Genomic DNA, 15,302 nt, shown 5'->3' with positions numbered 1-15,302 from the left:
GCACCTTAAATCCCACAGAGCTGACGCAACAAGCCGGTATCCAGATGCTTCTCCACCAGATCCGCCAAGCGCTCGATATCACGCTCGCGCAAGCCGTGATAATCCACCTGCTGCACATCGCTCAACCCGGCCCAGCGCAGCAACGCTGTACTCGCCGTCGGCGATTCAAACAAGCCATGTAGATACGTGCCAAACACCTGCCCATCAGCGCTCTGCGCACCGTCGCAACGGCCGTCTTCAAGATGCACCGCTGCGTTCTCCAGCGCCGCTCCCGTGGTCACGCCCGCATGAATTTCATAGCCACTGACTTCGGCATTTTCCAGCGCCAGCCGCCCACGCACATTGCGCAACTGCTTCTCGGCTTCAAGCGTGGTGTCGAACGCCAGCAAACCCAAACCGGCACTCGTACCCGGCGCACCTTCGAGGCCGAGCGGATCATGCACCTGCTCACCGAGCATCTGCAGACCACCGCAAATCCCCAGCACTTTGCCGCCGTAACGCAGATGCCGATTGATCGCGGTATCCCAGCCATTGGCACGCAAATAGGCCAGATCGCTGCGCACGCTTTTCGAGCCCGGCAGGATGATCAGATCGGCAGCAGGGATCGCCTGCCCCGGGCCGACGAATTGCAGATCAACCTGCGGATGCAAGCGCAACGGATCGAAGTCAGTGTGATTGCTGATGCGCGGCAGCACCGGCACCACCACTTTCAGCACTTGTTCGGCCTTGTCGGTCTGGCGCTGATCGATGCCGTCCTCGGCCTCCAGATGCAGATCCATCACGTAGGGCAACACGCCGACCACCGGTTTGCCGGTGCGCTGTTCCAGCCAGTCAAGGCCCGGTTGCAGCAAAGCGATGTCGCCGCGAAAACGGTTGATGATGAAACCTTTGATCCGTGCCTGTTCGCTCGGTGACAGCAGCTCAAGGGTGCCAACCAGATGGGCAAAAACCCCGCCGCGATTGATGTCGGCAATCAGCAACACCGGGCAATCCACCGCTTCGGCAAAACCCATGTTGGCGATATCACCGGCACGCAGATTGATCTCGGCCGGTGAGCCCGCGCCTTCGACCATCACCAGCGGATACGCGGCACTGAGTCGTTCATGGGAGGCCAGCACGGCTTGCATCGCGATGGCTTTGTAGTCGTGGTAGGCAACCGCGTTCATCGTGGTGACGGCACGACCATGGATGATCACTTGCGCGCCAGTGTCGCTGTTCGGCTTGAGCAGCACCGGGTTCATGTCGGTGTGCGGTTCGAGATGAGCGGCTTGCGCCTGCACCGCTTGCGCGCGGCCAATCTCACCGCCATCAGCGGTCACGGCACTGTTGAGCGCCATGTTCTGCGGCTTGAACGGTACGACCGCCACGCCCTGACGAGTTGCCCAGCGGCACAACGCCGTCACCAGTGTGCTTTTGCCGGCGTCGGAAGTGGTGCCTTGCACCATCAGGCTGGTCATGGGTGGTCCTTGGTGAAGGCTATCAAAGCCTGTTCGAGGCGCGTCTCTTCAGTCGCATCGGCGGGCAGACCAAAACGCAGACTGCTGTTGTGGGTAAATATGCGCAGGAGGATGCCGCGACGGGCCATGAATGCGTGCAGCGTTTCGGCATGCTCGGTGATCAGCCACTGGAACAGCGCGCAACCGCCCTGGGGCTTGAAGCCGTAGCGCTCAAGCAGCGTTGCCAATCGTTCGCTGGCCTCATCGCTGCGAATGCGTTGGCGGGTGTGGCCTTCGGTGTCTTGCAGGCACACCTGGCCAAGCACTCGGGTTGGCCCGCTCACCGCCCATGGCCCGACCTGTTCGGCGAGCAGTTTGAGCAACTTGCGTTCGGCCAGGACAAAGCCCAGACGCACCCCGGCCAGACCGAAAAACTTGCCGAACGAGCGCAACACAATCAGCCCGACTTGATGGGCATGCGGGGCCAGGCTCAACTGCGGTGTGTTGTCCATGAAGGCTTCATCGACCACCAGCCAGCCACCACGCCGGGCGAGCCGCGCGTGCCAGTCGAGCAATCGTGCCGGGGTCAGGCTCAAGCCGGTCGGATTGTTCGGGTTGACCACCACCAGCACGTCGAGGCTGTCGAGAAAGAATTCGACTTCCTGCTCCAGCACTTCGCGCACGATGTAACCACTGCGCCGCCACGCTTCGGCGTGTTCGGCATAACACGGCGACAACACGCCGACCTTGCCGGCCCGGCGCAAACGCGGCAGCAACTGGATGGCCATCTGCGAACCGGCCACCGGCAGCACTTGCGCGGCACCGTAGTAATCGCACGCGGCTTGCTCCAGACCGTCATCGGTTTCCGGCAAGCGCGCCCAGGCGCGCAGCGGGATTTCCGGGATCGGAAATGGCCAAGGCGCGAGGCCGCTGGACAGGTCGAGCCAGTCCGCCTCGGCAATGCCGTAATCGTGTGCAGCCTTGCGCAGCCGGCCACCGTGCTCAAGCATAGAATTCAGCTCCCACGCAGAGAATCAGCAGCCATAACCATACCCCGCGCTGGACCAATTGCCAGCCACAGTCGATGGAATCGGCATCCGCTGGAGCGCCTTCGCCGAGTTGCGGACGGTCGTGAAGTTCGCCGTGATAGATCGCCGGGCCGCCCAGCTCCACGCCCAAGGCACCGGCCCCGGCAGCCATCACCGGGCCAGCGTTGGGGCTGTCCCACTTCGGCGCCTGCGCGCGCCAGCACTTCAGCGCGAGTCGGGTTTTACCCAGCAGCGCGTAGGTCAATGCCACCAGACGCGCAGGAATGTAGTTCAACACGTCGTCGATTTTTGCTGCTGCCCAACCGAAACGCTCAAAGCGTTCGTTGCGATAGCCCCACATCGCATCGAGCGTGTTGCTCAAGCGATAGAGGACCACGCCCGGCGCACCCGCCACGACAAACCAGAACAGCGCGGCAAACACCGCATCGCTGCCGTTTTCCAGCACCGACTCGGTGGCGGCGCGGGCGACGGCGGTGCTGTCGAGTTCATCGGTCTGGCGGCTGACCAGATAGCCGACACGCTTGCGCGCCTCGTCCAGATCATCCGCGCGCAACGCGGCGGCGACCGGCGCGACATGTTCACCGAGGCTGCGCATGCCGAGGGCGCAATACAGCGCGAGAATCTCGACGACCCAGCCCACGTATGGCGCCCAGGAAAACGCCGTGGCGAGCAAGGTCAGCGGCAGCACCGCGATCACCCACGCAGTGACCCCATGGCTGCGCCAACCCCGGCCACCAGCGTTGAAGCGTTGCTCGATGCGCCCGGCGAAATTGCCGAACGCCACCAGCGGATGCCAGCGTTTCGGTTCACCCAACAGCGCATCCAGCGCCACTGCGGCGACACTCAACAACGCCACACTCATTGACTCACTCCCCAATAATTTTCGTACAGCAACTCATTGAGCGGCCGCGCCTGCGCCCACCCTTCGAGTACCAGCATCGGCGCCGGATAGAATTCCTTGACCGGCCCCAGGCATAAAACCGCCAGTGGCTTGGCACCCTCGGGCAGCTTCAGCAGATCCGCCAACGCTTGCGGCTCGAACAGCGAGACCCAGCCCATGCCCAGGCCTTCGGCGCGCGAGGCCAGCCACAGATTCTGGATCGCGCAGGACAGCGAGGCCATGTCCATTTCCGGCAATGTACGGCGACCGAAAATGTGCTTTTCGCGATCATCCATCAACGCGGCGACCAGCACTTCGGCGCAATCATTGATGCCTTCGACCTTGAGCTTCATGAACTCGTCACTGCGCTCGCCGAGGGCTTCGGCTGTGCGGATGCGTTCTTCTTCCACCAGATTCTGGATCTGCCCGCGCAGGCTGCGGTCGCTGATGCGGATGAAACGCCAGGGCTGCATCAGGCCGACGCTTGGGGCCTGGTGGGCGGCTTCCAGTAGTCGGCGCAACAGCTCCGGTTCGACGCTGCCGCCAGTGAAGTGGCGCATGTCGCGGCGTTCGGCAATGACACGGTAAACCGATTGGCGCTCGGCTTCGGAGAATGTGTTGTCGGTCATGGCCTCTTCGCGAGCAAGCTCGCTCCCACAGGGGATTGCATTGCTTCAGTCACCACCGTTCCAACTGTGGGAGCGGCCTCACGGTCTGGTGCAAACAATGCGGCAATCGCACTCGGATTCGACGGGAAATAGAAGTGCACATAAGAAGCCGTCATCCGCCCTTCCCGATAAACCGCCTCGGCACCGCGCCCACCATTCGGACTCAAACCCCGCGCAATCGGCGCCAGTTCGGTAGTCGTCAACGAATGATGATATGTGTGCCCGCGCAACGAACCTTCCGGCAGATCCACCGCTTGCAACGCCAACGCCGCCAGACGCTTCTGCATCACCGCATCGCCCTTAAGCAGCCCGACCAACTCAGCGCGGGAGCCTTCAACATCAGTCAACGAATCGAGCAGATACAGCATCCCGCCACACTCGGCGAGCAACGGCTTACCCGCCGCATGATGCGCGCGAATCGCCGCACACATCGCGGTGTTCTGCGCCAACGCAACGTGGTGCAGTTCCGGATACCCACCGGGCAAATACAGGCTGTCCGCTTCAGGCAATTGCGAGTCGCGGATCGGCGAGAAGAAACTCAACTCGGCGCCCATCGCCCGCAACAGATCGAGACTCGCGCCGTAGGTGAAAGCAAACGCTTCATCACGGGCGACGGCAATTCGCACATTCTTCAGCAACGGCTCGACAGCGATCACGTCCGGTGCGGCAAACTCCACCGCCGGCGGCAGCGCTACCTCGCAACTGCTGGCCAATGCGTCGGCGGCGGCGTCGAGACGCACATCCAGATCATTCAATTCACTGGCCTGGACCAGGCCGAGATGACGACTTGGCAGTTCGATACCGGTTTCGCGGGACAACGCGCCGTACCAGCGCAGACCTTCGGTGAGGCTACCTTCGAGCAACTGCGCATGGCGCAAGGTGCCGACACGATTGGCCAACACGCCGGCAAACGGCAGGTCCGGCTGGTATTTCGCCAAACCCAGCGCCAACGCGCCAAAAGTCTGCGCCATGGCTGTGCCGTCAATCACCCCGAGCACCGGTACACCAAAATGCCGCGCCAGATCGGCGCTGGAGGGTGTGCCATCAAACAGGCCCATCACACCTTCAATCAGAATCAGGTCCGCCTCGGCGGCGGCTTCCCACAACAGACGACGACTTTCCTGCTCGCCGACCATCCACATGTCCAGTTGATACACCGGCGCACCGCTGGCGCGCTCGAGAATCATCGGATCGAGAAAGTCCGGCCCGCATTTGAACACGCGCACCTTGCGCCCCTGATTGCGATGCAAACGGGCGAGCGCGGCGGTGACGGTGGTCTTGCCCTGACCGGAGGCCGGCGCGGCGATGAGTACCGCCGGGCAGTGACGTGGTTGATTCAAAGTTCGACGCCTTTCTGCGCTTTGATGCCGGCCTGGAAGGCATGTTTGAGCATGCCCATTTCGGTGACCGTGTCGCCCATCTCAATCATTTCCGGCTTGGCCGCGCGACCGGTGACGATCACATGCTGCATCGGCGGACGCGCCTGCAGATCGCTGAGCACCTGATCGAGATCGAGGTAGCCGTGCTTGAGGGCGATGTTCAATTCGTCAAGCACCACCAGACCGATCGACGGATCACGCAGCAATTCGCGGGAGACCGCCCACGCGGCTTCGGCGGCGGCGATGTCACGCTGACGATCCTGGGTTTCCCAAGTGAAACCTTCGCCCATCACGTGGAAGCGCACTTGCTCGGGGAAGCGTCGGAAGAACAACTCCTCACCGGTGCTGTTACGGCCCTTGATGAACTGCACCACGCCGCACTGCATGCCGTGGCCCATGGCACGGGCGAGCATGCCGAACGCCGAGCTGCTTTTGCCTTTGCCGTTGCCGGTCAGCACCAGCACCAGGCCACACTCGTCAGGCGAGTTGGCGATGCGTTCGTCGATCACGGCTTTTTTGCGCTGCATACGCGCCAGATGGCGTTCGTCGCGCTCGGGGGAATCAGTCATGGGGGAGCTCTCCGTTGAGGCTGGATAACGGCGGGCAGGCACAAGAATAGACGGCAAAAAGCCTGGCATCGCCCACCGTGATGCCGCTGGATGGATCAGGCCGGTCTCCGGGCTCATGAGCGGCGCATGCCTGACTGCGCGCCTTCCCGCTTCTTTCGAGGCAGTGGCTCAAGGCGCAGTTTTCACTCATTTACCGTTGCGGGGGCAGCGCCGGGATCGTGGTGGTTCTTCGTGCGAAGACAACCCTCACCGGCTTCCCTGTTTCACTCTGTCGACGCAGGTCACAGAGCACCTGAAACAAGCCGCGAAGGTTAGAGGGTTGGGGGTGGAGCGTCAATTAAAGAGGCGGCCATCGGGCGAATAACTGCCGCCGATCACTTATCTGCCGCCAATCTTGTGCCACACTGATACAAATGATATCAAAGAGCCATGCTTTTCTCGAAAAGCCCACTACAACAATAAAGGATGATGACGATGCAAGGCATGATCATCAGCAACCCGCGCCTGGAATTCCTGCGCCCGGTGCTTGAACGCTGGTTTGACTGTATCGACCGCTACAACGCCGTGCGCGGCGACAGCGACACCCCTTACTGGCATGACGAGAAAGCCAATCTCGGATTGCTCTCGGCCGCAGCCTGGATGGCTGAGCTGGTCACTTTGAACGACACTGCCACGCGCAAGCAGAACGAAGAAGGCGAGCGCAATGCCCGCGCCGATCTGTTTCTCGCCGGTGCCGAAGACCGCGCCTTTATCCAGGCCACTCAGCGCTGGCCAAAGGTTACCAACCTGAATCTGACTCAAGCCCTGCTGGACATCACCAACGACGCCAAACGCATCAGCTATGCCAGCGACCTCAAGCTCGGCTGCCTGTTTGTCGCGCCGCAGAAAGCCCAGCACAGCGCCAGCCCCGAAGAACTGCAAGACATGGTCGACGACCTGCAAAAGGAACACACCTGCGCGGTCGCCTGGTATTTCCCCTACGCCTACCGCAAATTGCGCAGCGAAGCCGGCAACTATCACCCGGGCATCGCCGTGCTGTTCAAGGAAGCCCGCGGCTGAGCAGTTGAACCATCGGGCTTGCGCCCTCCTCTATGATTAGGAATGCATTCATAGGGAAGATCAGCAATGCGCAAGCCCCAGCTCGTTTTTGTCATCGCCTTCGCCGGAGGGCTCGCCGCCTGCGGTGAATCCTCCAGCCTGCAAGTCACCGACGGCACCGGCCCGTCACCCAAGCTGCCCGAACCGAACAAGACCCTGATCCCAACGGTGAACATCGCCCCGGCAATCGGCTGGCCCGAGGGCGGCAAACCGACTGCGGCGGCCGGTACTCAGGTGGCAGCCTTCGCTGAAGGCCTCGATCATCCGCGCTGGCTCTATGTGCTACCCAATGGCGATGTGCTCGTGGCGGAAACCAATGCCCCGCCAAAGCCCGATGACAGCAGTGGCATTCGTGGCTGGGTGATGAAGAAGGTCATGGGCAAGGCCGGCGCTGGCGTGCCGAGTCCGAACCGCATCACCTTGCTGCGTGACGCCGATCATGATGGCGTCGCCGAGACCCGCACGGTGTTTCTGCAGAACCTCAACTCGCCGTTCGGCATGACCCTGGTCGGCAACGATCTGTACGTCGCCGATACCGATCGCCTGCTGCGCTTCAACTACGAACCCGGCGCGACCGAGATCAAATCGCAGCCAATCAAGGTAGCCGATCTGCCGGGCGGGACACTGAATCACCACTGGACCAAAAACGTCATTGCCAGCAAAGACGGCAGCAAGCTGTACGTCACCGTAGGTTCGAACAGCAACGTCGGCGAAAACGGCCTGGACAAGGAAGAAGGTCGCGCGGCGATCTGGGAAGTTGATCGGGCGACCGGCAATCACCGCATTTTTGCCTCAGGCATCCGCAACCCCAATGGCCTGGCGTGGGAGCCCACCAGCGGCGCACTGTGGACAGCGGTGAATGAGCGCGACGAGATCGGCAGTGATCTGGTGCCGGACTACATCACTTCCGTGAAAGACGGTGGGTTTTATGGCTGGCCTTTCAGTTATTACGGTCAGCATGTCGATGTGCGTGTTACGCCGCAGAACCCGGACCTGGTGGCCAAAGCCATCGCCCCGGATTACGCGGTCGGGCCGCACACCGCCTCACTGGGCCTGAGCTTCGCCGAGGGCAACACGCTGCCGGCGCAGTTCAAGGAAGGCGCGTTTATTGGTCAGCACGGCTCATGGAATCGCAAACCGCACAGTGGCTACAAAGTGATTTTCGTGCCGTTTACCGGCGGCAAGCCGAGCGGCAAACCGATGGATGTGCTGACCGGGTTCCTCGACAAGGACGAGAATGCTTTGGGTCGGCCGGTAGGCGTGGTGATCGATCAGCAAGGTGGTTTGCTGGTGGCGGATGATGTTGGCAATAAGGTGTGGCGAGTGTCGGCCAGCAAATAATTTTCGCCATGCACAAACAACTGTAGGAGTGAGCCTGCTCGCGATAGCGGTCGATCATTCAACATTGATGTTGAATGTGACACCGTCATCGCGAGCAGGCTCACTCCTACACATTAGCTTTTAGGCAACTTGAATTACGGGTTATGCGCCAGATGCTCCGGCTGCAATACCCGCTTGGCACTCAGATAAGCTTTCTGCCAGTACGCCTTCGACAGGCTGTCCAGCTTCACCGTGCCGCCCGTGGCCGGCGCATGCACGAAGCGCCCTTCCCCGACGTAAATCCCTGCATGACTGACCTGCGAGCCGCCATTGGTGGCGAAGAAGATCAGGTCGCCGGTCTGCAAGCCTTCCTTGCCGACATTCGGCGCCTGCATGACGATCATCTCGCGCGTGGAGCGCGGCAGCGAAATCCCCGCCGCATCACGATAGACAAAACCGATCAATCCGCTGCAATCAAATCCCGAATCCGGCGTGTTGCCGCCCCAGCGATACGGCGTACCCACCAGGCCGAGCGCGCGAAACAACACGTCTTCAGCAGCCGGCGAGAAAGCTTGCGAAGGACCGAATACGACCGGAGCGCGAACCACCGGCGCAGGTGGCGGCGTACGACTGGCGCAGGCGCTGAGCAGCGCTGCGAAGAACATCAACGTGAGGCGGGCCGACATCGTCATAAGCAGAACATCCTGATCTGGCTGCGGCTTTTTCTGCCGATGGACAGAAAACAAAACCGCCTGCGTGAGCACGCAGGCGGTTTGCCATCAATATAGATACAGGATTCTAGCGGCTACGCGGCAAACTTCAAGTAAGACTTTAACTTCACCTTGTAAAGTCTACGTCTACTCCGTTACCGGAAGCCTGATTGTCGCCGCGAACGCAGCGACAACAGGGGATTACTTGCGAGCAGTGACTACAGTCGGAGCGTTGGCCAGAGCGCGTTTCGCTTCGATGAAGGTCTTGCTCCAGTAGCTGTCACCCAGGCTGTCGATGCGAACACCGCCGCTGCGACGACTGCTGGAGTGGATGAACTGGTTGTCACCGAGGTAGATCCCGGCGTGACTGACACGACCGCGACGACCGTTGGTGGCGAAGAACAGCAGATCGCCCGGCTCAAGGTTGCTGCGCGAGACCAGCGGCGCATCGACGTTGATCATTTCGCGGGTCGAGCGCGGCAGGTTCATGCCAGCTTCTTCGCGGAACAGATAGCCGATGAAACCGCTGCAATCGAAACCGGCTTCAGAGGTACCACCGAAACGGTAACGGGTACCGATCAGGGACATGCCGCGCTCAAGGATGCTGTCGGCCAGAACAGGAAGCTGATAAGGCTTCTTGCCATTGAATTCGTTGAGCTCTTTTTCGGTGTCCAGCTCTTCCTGGTAAATAACGGAAGACTGAGCCGTGGCAGAATTTTTAACCTGTTGAGGCTGCTCTTGAACTGGAGAATGAGCAGCGCAACCGTACAACAGGGTGACGAGTGCGAGAGGCACGAGGGGTGCGAAGCGCTTTAGCATGGGCACGACCGTGGCTGATAGTTGTAAAGAAGCCGAGACTATGCCCGCTATCAGCCTCATTTGCAAATTCAATCGATCTTTTTGTGACTTCCCGGTTTCTCGTTTACATCTAAGCGCTTAAGCCCATTTGAACCGATACGCGGCCTGCGCACCTCGCAGGAAAGCGGATTTTCTGGCGCCTGAAATATGCCGAAACACGCTGAAAGCCGCGCCGTTACCAGCCTAGCGTTTCTTTCAGGAAGGGAATGGTCAGCTTGCGTTGAGCCTGCAACGAGGCCTGATCGAGCTGTTCAAGCAAGTCAAACAGCGCACTCATGCTGCGAGTGCCGCGAGTCAAAATAAAATGCCCGACTTCGTCAGTCAGGTGCAGACCGCGACGCGACGCGCGCAATTGCAAGGCGCGTAATTTGTCTTCATCGGAGAGCGGACGCATCTGGAAAATCAGCGCCAGGGTCAGGCGGGATTTCAAGTCAGCCAGTTTGACCGGCAATTCACGCGGAGAGGTGGAGGCGGCAATCAGCAAGCGCCGACCGCTGTCACGCAGACGATTGAACAGATGAAACATCGCCTCTTCCCAGTCAGCCTTGCCGGCAATCACCTGCAAGTCGTCCAGGCAAACCAGTTCGTACTGTTCGAGGTTGTCGAGGATTTCAACGCCGCGGTCCATCAACTCGGCCAACGGCAAATACACAGCCGGTTCACCCATCTGCTCGAAGCGCAAGCACGCGGCCTGCAACAGATGCGTCCGCCCTACGCCGTGTTTACCCCACAGGTAGATCAGGCTTTCTGTCCAGCCGGCGTCGGCTTCGCATAGACGCTCGACATAGCCGAGTGCAGCGGCATTGGCGCCTGGGTAGTAGTTGATGAAGGTGGCGTCGTCACGCAGACGCACACCTAGGGGCAGCTGAATCGGTTTCATGCTGACTGAACAGTTCTCAAGGAACCGTTAGTGGCCTCTGTGTAAAGTTTGCGAAGTTTATACCCGTGAAGCTGAGCGCACAATGCGACAGAGTCCAAGCAAAATCAAAGGTTTGCGTTAACACGCTGGTTTTATGACAGATTCTTTGGCGCCAGCGCCTGCAGGACACGGGCCAACCCGGCTAATCGCCGGGCCGCCCTGCACCATTACAACTCCGGCTCGTCCACACCGCTATAGATCTCGGAATCCTTGTACAAGTCGTGCACATGACGCACCAGCACCATGATCACCGCCGCCACCGGCAAGGCCAACAGCACACCGGTGAAACCGAACAGCTCGCCGCCAGCCAGAATCGCGAAGATCACCGCCACCGGGTGCAGACCAATACGATCACCCACCAGCAACGGGGTCAACACCATGCCCTCAAGCGCCTGACCAACCATGAACACCGCGACGATCCCGACCATCGGGTACAGATCACCACCGAACTGGAACAACCCGGCAATCAGCGCTGCACCAATGCCGATCACGAAGCCCATGTACGGCACGATCGCCGCCAGCCCTGCGATCAGGCCGATCAACAGCCCCAGTTCCAGACCGACAATCATCAGGCCTGCCGCATAAATCACACCCAGCGCCAGCATCACCAGCAACTGACCACGAACGAACGCGCCCAGCACTTCATGACATTCGCCAGCCAGCGCGACTACACGCTCTTCACGATCACGCGGCAACAGGCTGCGGATCTTGGCCATCATCACGTCCCAGTCGCGCAGCAGGTAGAAACTTACCACCGGGATCAGCACCAGATTGGCCAGCCAGCCGATCAGCGCCAGACTGGAGGCCGTTGCCTGACTCAGCACCACGCCGACAATGTCGGTGGTCTGACCCATGTGCTCGCTGATCGCGGCCTTGACCTTATCGAACTTCCAGAAACCGTCCGACAACCCCAGCTTCGACTGCGCCCACGGCACAGCTGTGTGCTGCAACCAGTCGAGCATCTGCGGTGCCAGTTCGTACAGACGCAGCAACTGCTTGGCGAGCATCGGCACCAGCACCAGCATCAGTGCGGTGACGATCAGCGTGAACAACGCAAACACCGCGATCACGCCCCAGGTTCGCGACAGCCCGAGTTTTTCCAGTCGATCCACCAACGGATCGAACAGATAAGCCAGTAGCAGCGCCACCAGAAACGGCGTGAGGATCGGGTGCAGCAACCACACAAACGCGCAAAGCAGGACTACCCCACCGAGCCAGAACCAACGCCGCGTATCGGCCATGTACCACTCCTGTTGCTTCTATATAAGGAAAGACTTACCAGCGAAACCGCAACGACGGTGCTGCCGGGGTCGGGGCTGGCGCCGCGACAGGTGTTGCGCCACCAGCCACTGGCTGTGGCGCGGCCACCGGGGCTTCGGCGGGCAACTCCTGCAACTTGGCCAGCGACAACTGCGCGCGCATTTGATCGGCGCTGCCATTGACCCGATAAACGATGCGATCACCATCAACACTTTGCAGACGCACGCCAAACGGCTCGAGTAACCGCAACAGCGCCGCGTAATGTTCAAGATTCATGCCTTGGACTTCCAGGGTCTGCTGACCCGAAGCGCCGGGCTTGGCCACAAATCGTGGCGCCAGACGTTCAGCCACCGCCAGCATCACCGCATCAGCGACAGCGGCCTGATCGGCACCCTGCACACTGCCCGCCTCTTTCTGGTCGCCCAGCCACAAGTGCCACTTGGCCTGCCATTGCCCGCCTTCTTCGCGGGCATGCACCGCCAGCAAGGCGTCAGCGTTGTAGCGCTCGGAGGCGCCGCGCAACGGTGCCGGATCGGTGCCTTCCAGCGCTGGCGCCGTGGCAACCAGTTGCTCGCTCAAGTCCGCCAACGGCAAACGCAATGGCAAGCCGCGATGCTGAGCGGCGGTACGCAACGGCGCGGCAGCGGCCTGACCATCACCGACCAGGCTAGAACCTTCGGCCGAATCATTCAGCCACCAGCTCAGAATCGACGGCCGACTGGCGCCCCACAACGACAGGCCGGCCCGACGCAGCGCCTGCTCGGTGGTCGCCGGATCGAAATCGACCTTAAGCACCTCCGGCGGCCCGGCATCGAAACCGAACTGACTGATAATTTGCTGCGGATCCTTGCGAATCGCCGCCAGCCCCGGGTTTTGCGCAGCTTTCGGATCGCCCGTCAAACGCAGCACCAACGTGTCGAGCGCCGCCTGCGTGGCGCGATCACGTTCTTCCGGCGCCTGGCCATTGACCGGCTCACGCACTTGATAAAGGCCTTTGAGATTTTCGGCGTGACTCGCCAGGCTGAGCAGAGACAAACAACCCACAAACAACAATTTACAAAAACGCATGGAAAATTCCCGTCGACAGGAGCGGCTGGAACAGGCCGCGTGAACCGGTTAAGCAAGGCTGTGACAATCTGCCATCGCAAAACATTCACACGGTAGCGGTAAGTTTTTGCACAGTGATAACGATAGACGGTTAATCGCCACACCTTATACAGGCGTTCATACGGCTCAATTGCAAAAAATTTCCGCTGATATGGCCCTGCCCGTCGGTGCGAGGATGGCCGCTGCCCCTCAAGCCTGATAAAATCGCGCGCCTTCGCAGACCGGCAACAGCCGGGCACCTCGAAACTCGCGTGAGGCCATCGCCACCCTCGATTTCGACGTTCCCGCTGAACTCGGTCGTTACCCCTGAATCCCCTCCCCTAAAGGCCTGGATCATGAGCAAGCAACCCTCCCTGAGCTACAAGGACGCCGGTGTAGACATCGACGCCGGTGAAGCATTGGTCGAACGCATCAAGAGCGTCGCCAAGCGCACTGCGCGCCCGGAAGTCATGGGCGGCCTGGGCGGTTTCGGCGCCCTCTGCGAAATCCCGGCCGGCTACAAGCAGCCAGTTCTGGTTTCCGGCACCGACGGCGTCGGCACCAAGCTGCGTCTGGCGCTGAACCTGAACAAGCACGACAGCATCGGTATCGACCTGGTTGCCATGTGCGTCAACGACCTCGTCGTTTGCGGCGCTGAGCCACTGTTCTTCCTCGACTACTACGCCACCGGCAAATTGAATGTCGACACCGCTGCCCAGGTGGTAACCGGCATCGGCGCTGGCTGCGAACTGTCGGGTTGCTCGCTGGTTGGCGGCGAAACCGCTGAAATGCCAGGCATGTACGAAGGCGAAGACTACGACCTGGCCGGCTTCTGCGTCGGCGTCGTGGAAAAATCGGAAATCATCGACGGCTCGAAAGTCGCCACTGGTGATGCGCTGATCGCTCTGCCATCGTCCGGCCCGCACTCCAACGGCTACTCGCTGATCCGCAAGATCATCGAAGTCTCCGGTGCCGACATCGAAAACATCCAGCTCGACGGCAAACCGCTGACCGACCTGCTGATGGCCCCGACCCGCATCTACGTGAAGCCGCTGCTCAAGCTGATCAAAGACACCGGCGCCGTCAAAGCCATGGCCCACATCACCGGTGGCGGCCTGCTCGACAACATCCCGCGCGTACTGCCAAAAGGCGCTCAGGCGGTGGTTGACGTGGCTAGCTGGACTCGCCCTGCCGTGTTCGACTGGCTGCAGGAAAAAGGCAACGTTGACGAAACCGAAATGCACCGCGTACTGAACTGCGGCGTTGGCATGGTCATCTGCGTGGCTCAAGAGCACGTTGAAGTAGCCCTGAAAACCCTGCGTGACGCCGGCGAACAGCCTTGGGTCATCGGTCAGATCGCTGCTGCTGCCGAAGGCGCTGCCCAGGTTGATCTGCAGAACCTTAAGGCTCATTAATGTCCGCAACCTGTGATGTCGTGGTGCTGTTGTCCGGCACCGGCAGTAACTTGCAGGCTCTGATCGACAGCACGCGGACCGGCGACAGCCCGGTCCGCATCGCTGCAGTGATTTCCAATCGCGCCGATGCCTACGGCCTGCAACGCGCCAGTGCTGCGGGTATCGCCACCCGCGCGCTGGATCACAAGGCATTCGAAGGTCGCGAGGCCTTCGATGCTGCCCTGATCGAACTGATCGACGAATTCAAACCGAAACTTGTGGTGCTGGCCGGCTTCATGCGCATTCTCAGCGCTGATTTCGTTCGCCACTATCAGGGTCGCCTGCTCAACATCCACCCGTCGCTGCTGCCCAAATACAAAGGGTTACACACTCATCAGCGTGCGCTGGAGGCCGGTGACACTGAGCACGGCTGCTCCGTGCACTTCGTCACCGAGGAACTCGATGGCGGACCTCTGGTCGTACAGGCAGTATTACCGGTAGAGTTGCACGACACGCCGCAGAGTCTGGCGCAGCGAGTCCACGTTCAGGAACACCTGATTTATCCGATGGCAGTGCGCTGGTTTGCAGAAGGCAGACTGGCACTCGGTGAACACGGTGCTTTACTGGACGGGCAGTTACTCGCGGCCAGCGGCCACTTGATTCGAAACTAGGAGAT

Annotated in this window: 15 protein-coding genes and 1 riboswitch; of the genes, 4 read left to right on the top strand and 11 right to left on the bottom strand. The window is 60.7% G+C overall.

The window, feature by feature from the left end; genetic code table 11:
• Window positions 1–5 precede the first annotated feature (5 nt).
• The 6 genes from CLU80_RS22215 to cobO are packed head-to-tail and all read right to left on the bottom strand — an operon-like array spanning window position 6 to window position 5,981.
• Window positions 6–1,457 carry a cobyric acid synthase gene (locus tag CLU80_RS22215; RefSeq protein ID WP_099758402.1) on the bottom strand — a complete coding sequence of 484 codons (1,452 nt, stop codon included), beginning with the start codon at window positions 1,455–1,457 and terminating at the stop codon, window positions 6–8.
• Window positions 1,454–2,446, bottom strand: a complete 993-nt coding sequence (gene cobD, locus CLU80_RS22210; RefSeq protein ID WP_093440034.1) for a threonine-phosphate decarboxylase CobD — start codon at window positions 2,444–2,446, stop codon at window positions 1,454–1,456. The genes CLU80_RS22215 and cobD overlap by 4 nt, the downstream gene beginning before the upstream one ends.
• Complete coding sequence (gene cbiB / locus CLU80_RS22205; protein WP_099758401.1) at window positions 2,439–3,347, bottom strand: adenosylcobinamide-phosphate synthase CbiB; 909 nt, start codon at window positions 3,345–3,347, stop codon at window positions 2,439–2,441. Before cbiB ends, cobD begins: the two co-directional genes overlap by 8 nt.
• Complete coding sequence (gene bluB / locus CLU80_RS22200) at window positions 3,344–3,994, bottom strand: 5,6-dimethylbenzimidazole synthase (RefSeq protein WP_099758400.1); 651 nt, start codon at window positions 3,992–3,994, stop codon at window positions 3,344–3,346. Before bluB ends, cbiB begins: the two co-directional genes overlap by 4 nt.
• On the bottom strand, window positions 3,991–5,373 hold the full coding sequence (locus CLU80_RS22195) for a cobyrinic acid a,c-diamide synthase CobB (RefSeq protein ID WP_099758399.1): 1,383 nt from the start codon (window positions 5,371–5,373) through the stop codon (window positions 3,991–3,993). Before CLU80_RS22195 ends, bluB begins: the two co-directional genes overlap by 4 nt.
• Window positions 5,370–5,981, bottom strand: coding sequence for a cob(I)yrinic acid a,c-diamide adenosyltransferase (cobO, locus tag CLU80_RS22190; RefSeq protein WP_003223053.1), 612 nt, complete (start codon window positions 5,979–5,981; stop codon window positions 5,370–5,372). The genes CLU80_RS22195 and cobO overlap by 4 nt, the downstream gene beginning before the upstream one ends.
• 81 nt (window positions 5,982–6,062) lie before the next feature.
• A riboswitch (cobalamin riboswitch) is annotated at window positions 6,063–6,292 on the bottom strand.
• 163 nt (window positions 6,293–6,455) lie between these two features.
• Between cobO and CLU80_RS22185 the strand changes: the two genes are divergently transcribed.
• Both CLU80_RS22185 and CLU80_RS22180 read left to right on the top strand, forming a co-directional pair.
• Window positions 6,456–7,040 (top strand): hypothetical protein, encoded by a 585-nt coding sequence (locus CLU80_RS22185; RefSeq protein ID WP_077571724.1) that lies wholly within the window; start codon window positions 6,456–6,458, stop codon window positions 7,038–7,040.
• 66 nt (window positions 7,041–7,106) lie between these two features.
• Window positions 7,107–8,420, top strand: a complete 1,314-nt coding sequence (locus CLU80_RS22180; RefSeq protein WP_093440013.1) for a PQQ-dependent sugar dehydrogenase — start codon at window positions 7,107–7,109, stop codon at window positions 8,418–8,420.
• A gap of 134 nt (window positions 8,421–8,554) precedes the next feature.
• Here the strand turns inward: CLU80_RS22180 and CLU80_RS22175 are convergent, their stop codons facing one another.
• The 5 genes from CLU80_RS22175 to CLU80_RS22155 form a co-directional block, all read right to left on the bottom strand.
• The gene (locus tag CLU80_RS22175) at window positions 8,555–9,091 is read right to left on the bottom strand and encodes a C40 family peptidase (RefSeq protein ID WP_093440008.1); all 537 of its coding nucleotides are present in this window, start codon (window positions 9,089–9,091) and stop codon (window positions 8,555–8,557) included.
• A 219-nt stretch (window positions 9,092–9,310) separates the two neighbouring features.
• Window positions 9,311–9,928, bottom strand: a complete 618-nt coding sequence (locus CLU80_RS22170) for a C40 family peptidase (RefSeq protein ID WP_007919826.1) — start codon at window positions 9,926–9,928, stop codon at window positions 9,311–9,313.
• 214 nt (window positions 9,929–10,142) lie between these two features.
• Window positions 10,143–10,847: a DnaA regulatory inactivator Hda gene (hda, locus tag CLU80_RS22165; protein ID WP_007919828.1), complete on the bottom strand. Its 705-nt coding sequence runs from the start codon at window positions 10,845–10,847 to the stop codon at window positions 10,143–10,145.
• Between the two features lie 206 nt (window positions 10,848–11,053).
• Window positions 11,054–12,127, bottom strand: coding sequence for an AI-2E family transporter (locus CLU80_RS22160; RefSeq protein ID WP_093440003.1), 1,074 nt, complete (start codon window positions 12,125–12,127; stop codon window positions 11,054–11,056).
• A 34-nt stretch (window positions 12,128–12,161) separates the two neighbouring features.
• Window positions 12,162–13,214, bottom strand: coding sequence for a DUF2066 domain-containing protein (locus CLU80_RS22155; RefSeq protein ID WP_099758398.1), 1,053 nt, complete (start codon window positions 13,212–13,214; stop codon window positions 12,162–12,164).
• Between the two features lie 374 nt (window positions 13,215–13,588).
• On the opposite strand from CLU80_RS22155, the gene purM reads away from it, so the two are divergent.
• A complete protein-coding gene (gene purM / locus CLU80_RS22150; RefSeq protein WP_099758397.1) occupies window positions 13,589–14,647 on the top strand; it encodes a phosphoribosylformylglycinamidine cyclo-ligase in 1,059 nt (352 codons plus the stop codon).
• Complete coding sequence (purN, locus tag CLU80_RS22145; RefSeq protein WP_093439988.1) at window positions 14,647–15,297, top strand: phosphoribosylglycinamide formyltransferase; 651 nt, start codon at window positions 14,647–14,649, stop codon at window positions 15,295–15,297. The genes purM and purN overlap by 1 nt, the downstream gene beginning before the upstream one ends.
• The last annotated feature ends 5 nt before the right edge of the window (window positions 15,298–15,302 follow it).

Origin of the sequence: Pseudomonas sp. 29 (genome assembly GCF_002754355.1) — a bacterium.
GTDB classification, from domain to species: Bacteria; Pseudomonadota; Gammaproteobacteria; order Pseudomonadales; family Pseudomonadaceae; genus Aquipseudomonas; species Aquipseudomonas neuropathica.
This window is presented reverse-complemented; position numbering and strand designations above follow the sequence as displayed.

Excerpts from the sequence above, each read along its gene's own strand:
- CLU80_RS22215 (WP_099758402.1), bottom strand. The coding sequence starts at position 1,457 with ATGACCAGCCTGATGGTGCAAGGCACCACTTCCGACGCCGGCAAAAGC.
- cobD (WP_093440034.1), bottom strand. The coding sequence starts at position 2,446 with ATGCTTGAGCACGGTGGCCGGCTGCGCAAGGCTGCACACGATTACGGC.
- cbiB (WP_099758401.1), bottom strand. The coding sequence starts at position 3,347 with ATGAGTGTGGCGTTGTTGAGTGTCGCCGCAGTGGCGCTGGATGCGCTG.
- bluB (WP_099758400.1), bottom strand. The coding sequence starts at position 3,994 with ATGACCGACAACACATTCTCCGAAGCCGAGCGCCAATCGGTTTACCGT.
- cobO (WP_003223053.1), bottom strand. The coding sequence starts at position 5,981 with ATGACTGATTCCCCCGAGCGCGACGAACGCCATCTGGCGCGTATGCAG.
- CLU80_RS22185 (WP_077571724.1), top strand. The coding sequence starts at position 6,456 with ATGCAAGGCATGATCATCAGCAACCCGCGCCTGGAATTCCTGCGCCCG.
- CLU80_RS22180 (WP_093440013.1), top strand. The coding sequence starts at position 7,107 with ATGCGCAAGCCCCAGCTCGTTTTTGTCATCGCCTTCGCCGGAGGGCTC.
- CLU80_RS22175 (WP_093440008.1), bottom strand. The coding sequence starts at position 9,091 with ATGACGATGTCGGCCCGCCTCACGTTGATGTTCTTCGCAGCGCTGCTC.
- CLU80_RS22170 (WP_007919826.1), bottom strand. The coding sequence starts at position 9,928 with ATGCTAAAGCGCTTCGCACCCCTCGTGCCTCTCGCACTCGTCACCCTG.
- hda (WP_007919828.1), bottom strand. The coding sequence starts at position 10,847 with ATGAAACCGATTCAGCTGCCCCTAGGTGTGCGTCTGCGTGACGACGCC.
- CLU80_RS22160 (WP_093440003.1), bottom strand. The coding sequence starts at position 12,127 with ATGGCCGATACGCGGCGTTGGTTCTGGCTCGGTGGGGTAGTCCTGCTT.
- CLU80_RS22155 (WP_099758398.1), bottom strand. The coding sequence starts at position 13,214 with ATGCGTTTTTGTAAATTGTTGTTTGTGGGTTGTTTGTCTCTGCTCAGC.
- purM (WP_099758397.1), top strand. The coding sequence starts at position 13,589 with ATGAGCAAGCAACCCTCCCTGAGCTACAAGGACGCCGGTGTAGACATC.
- purN (WP_093439988.1), top strand. The coding sequence starts at position 14,647 with ATGTCCGCAACCTGTGATGTCGTGGTGCTGTTGTCCGGCACCGGCAGT.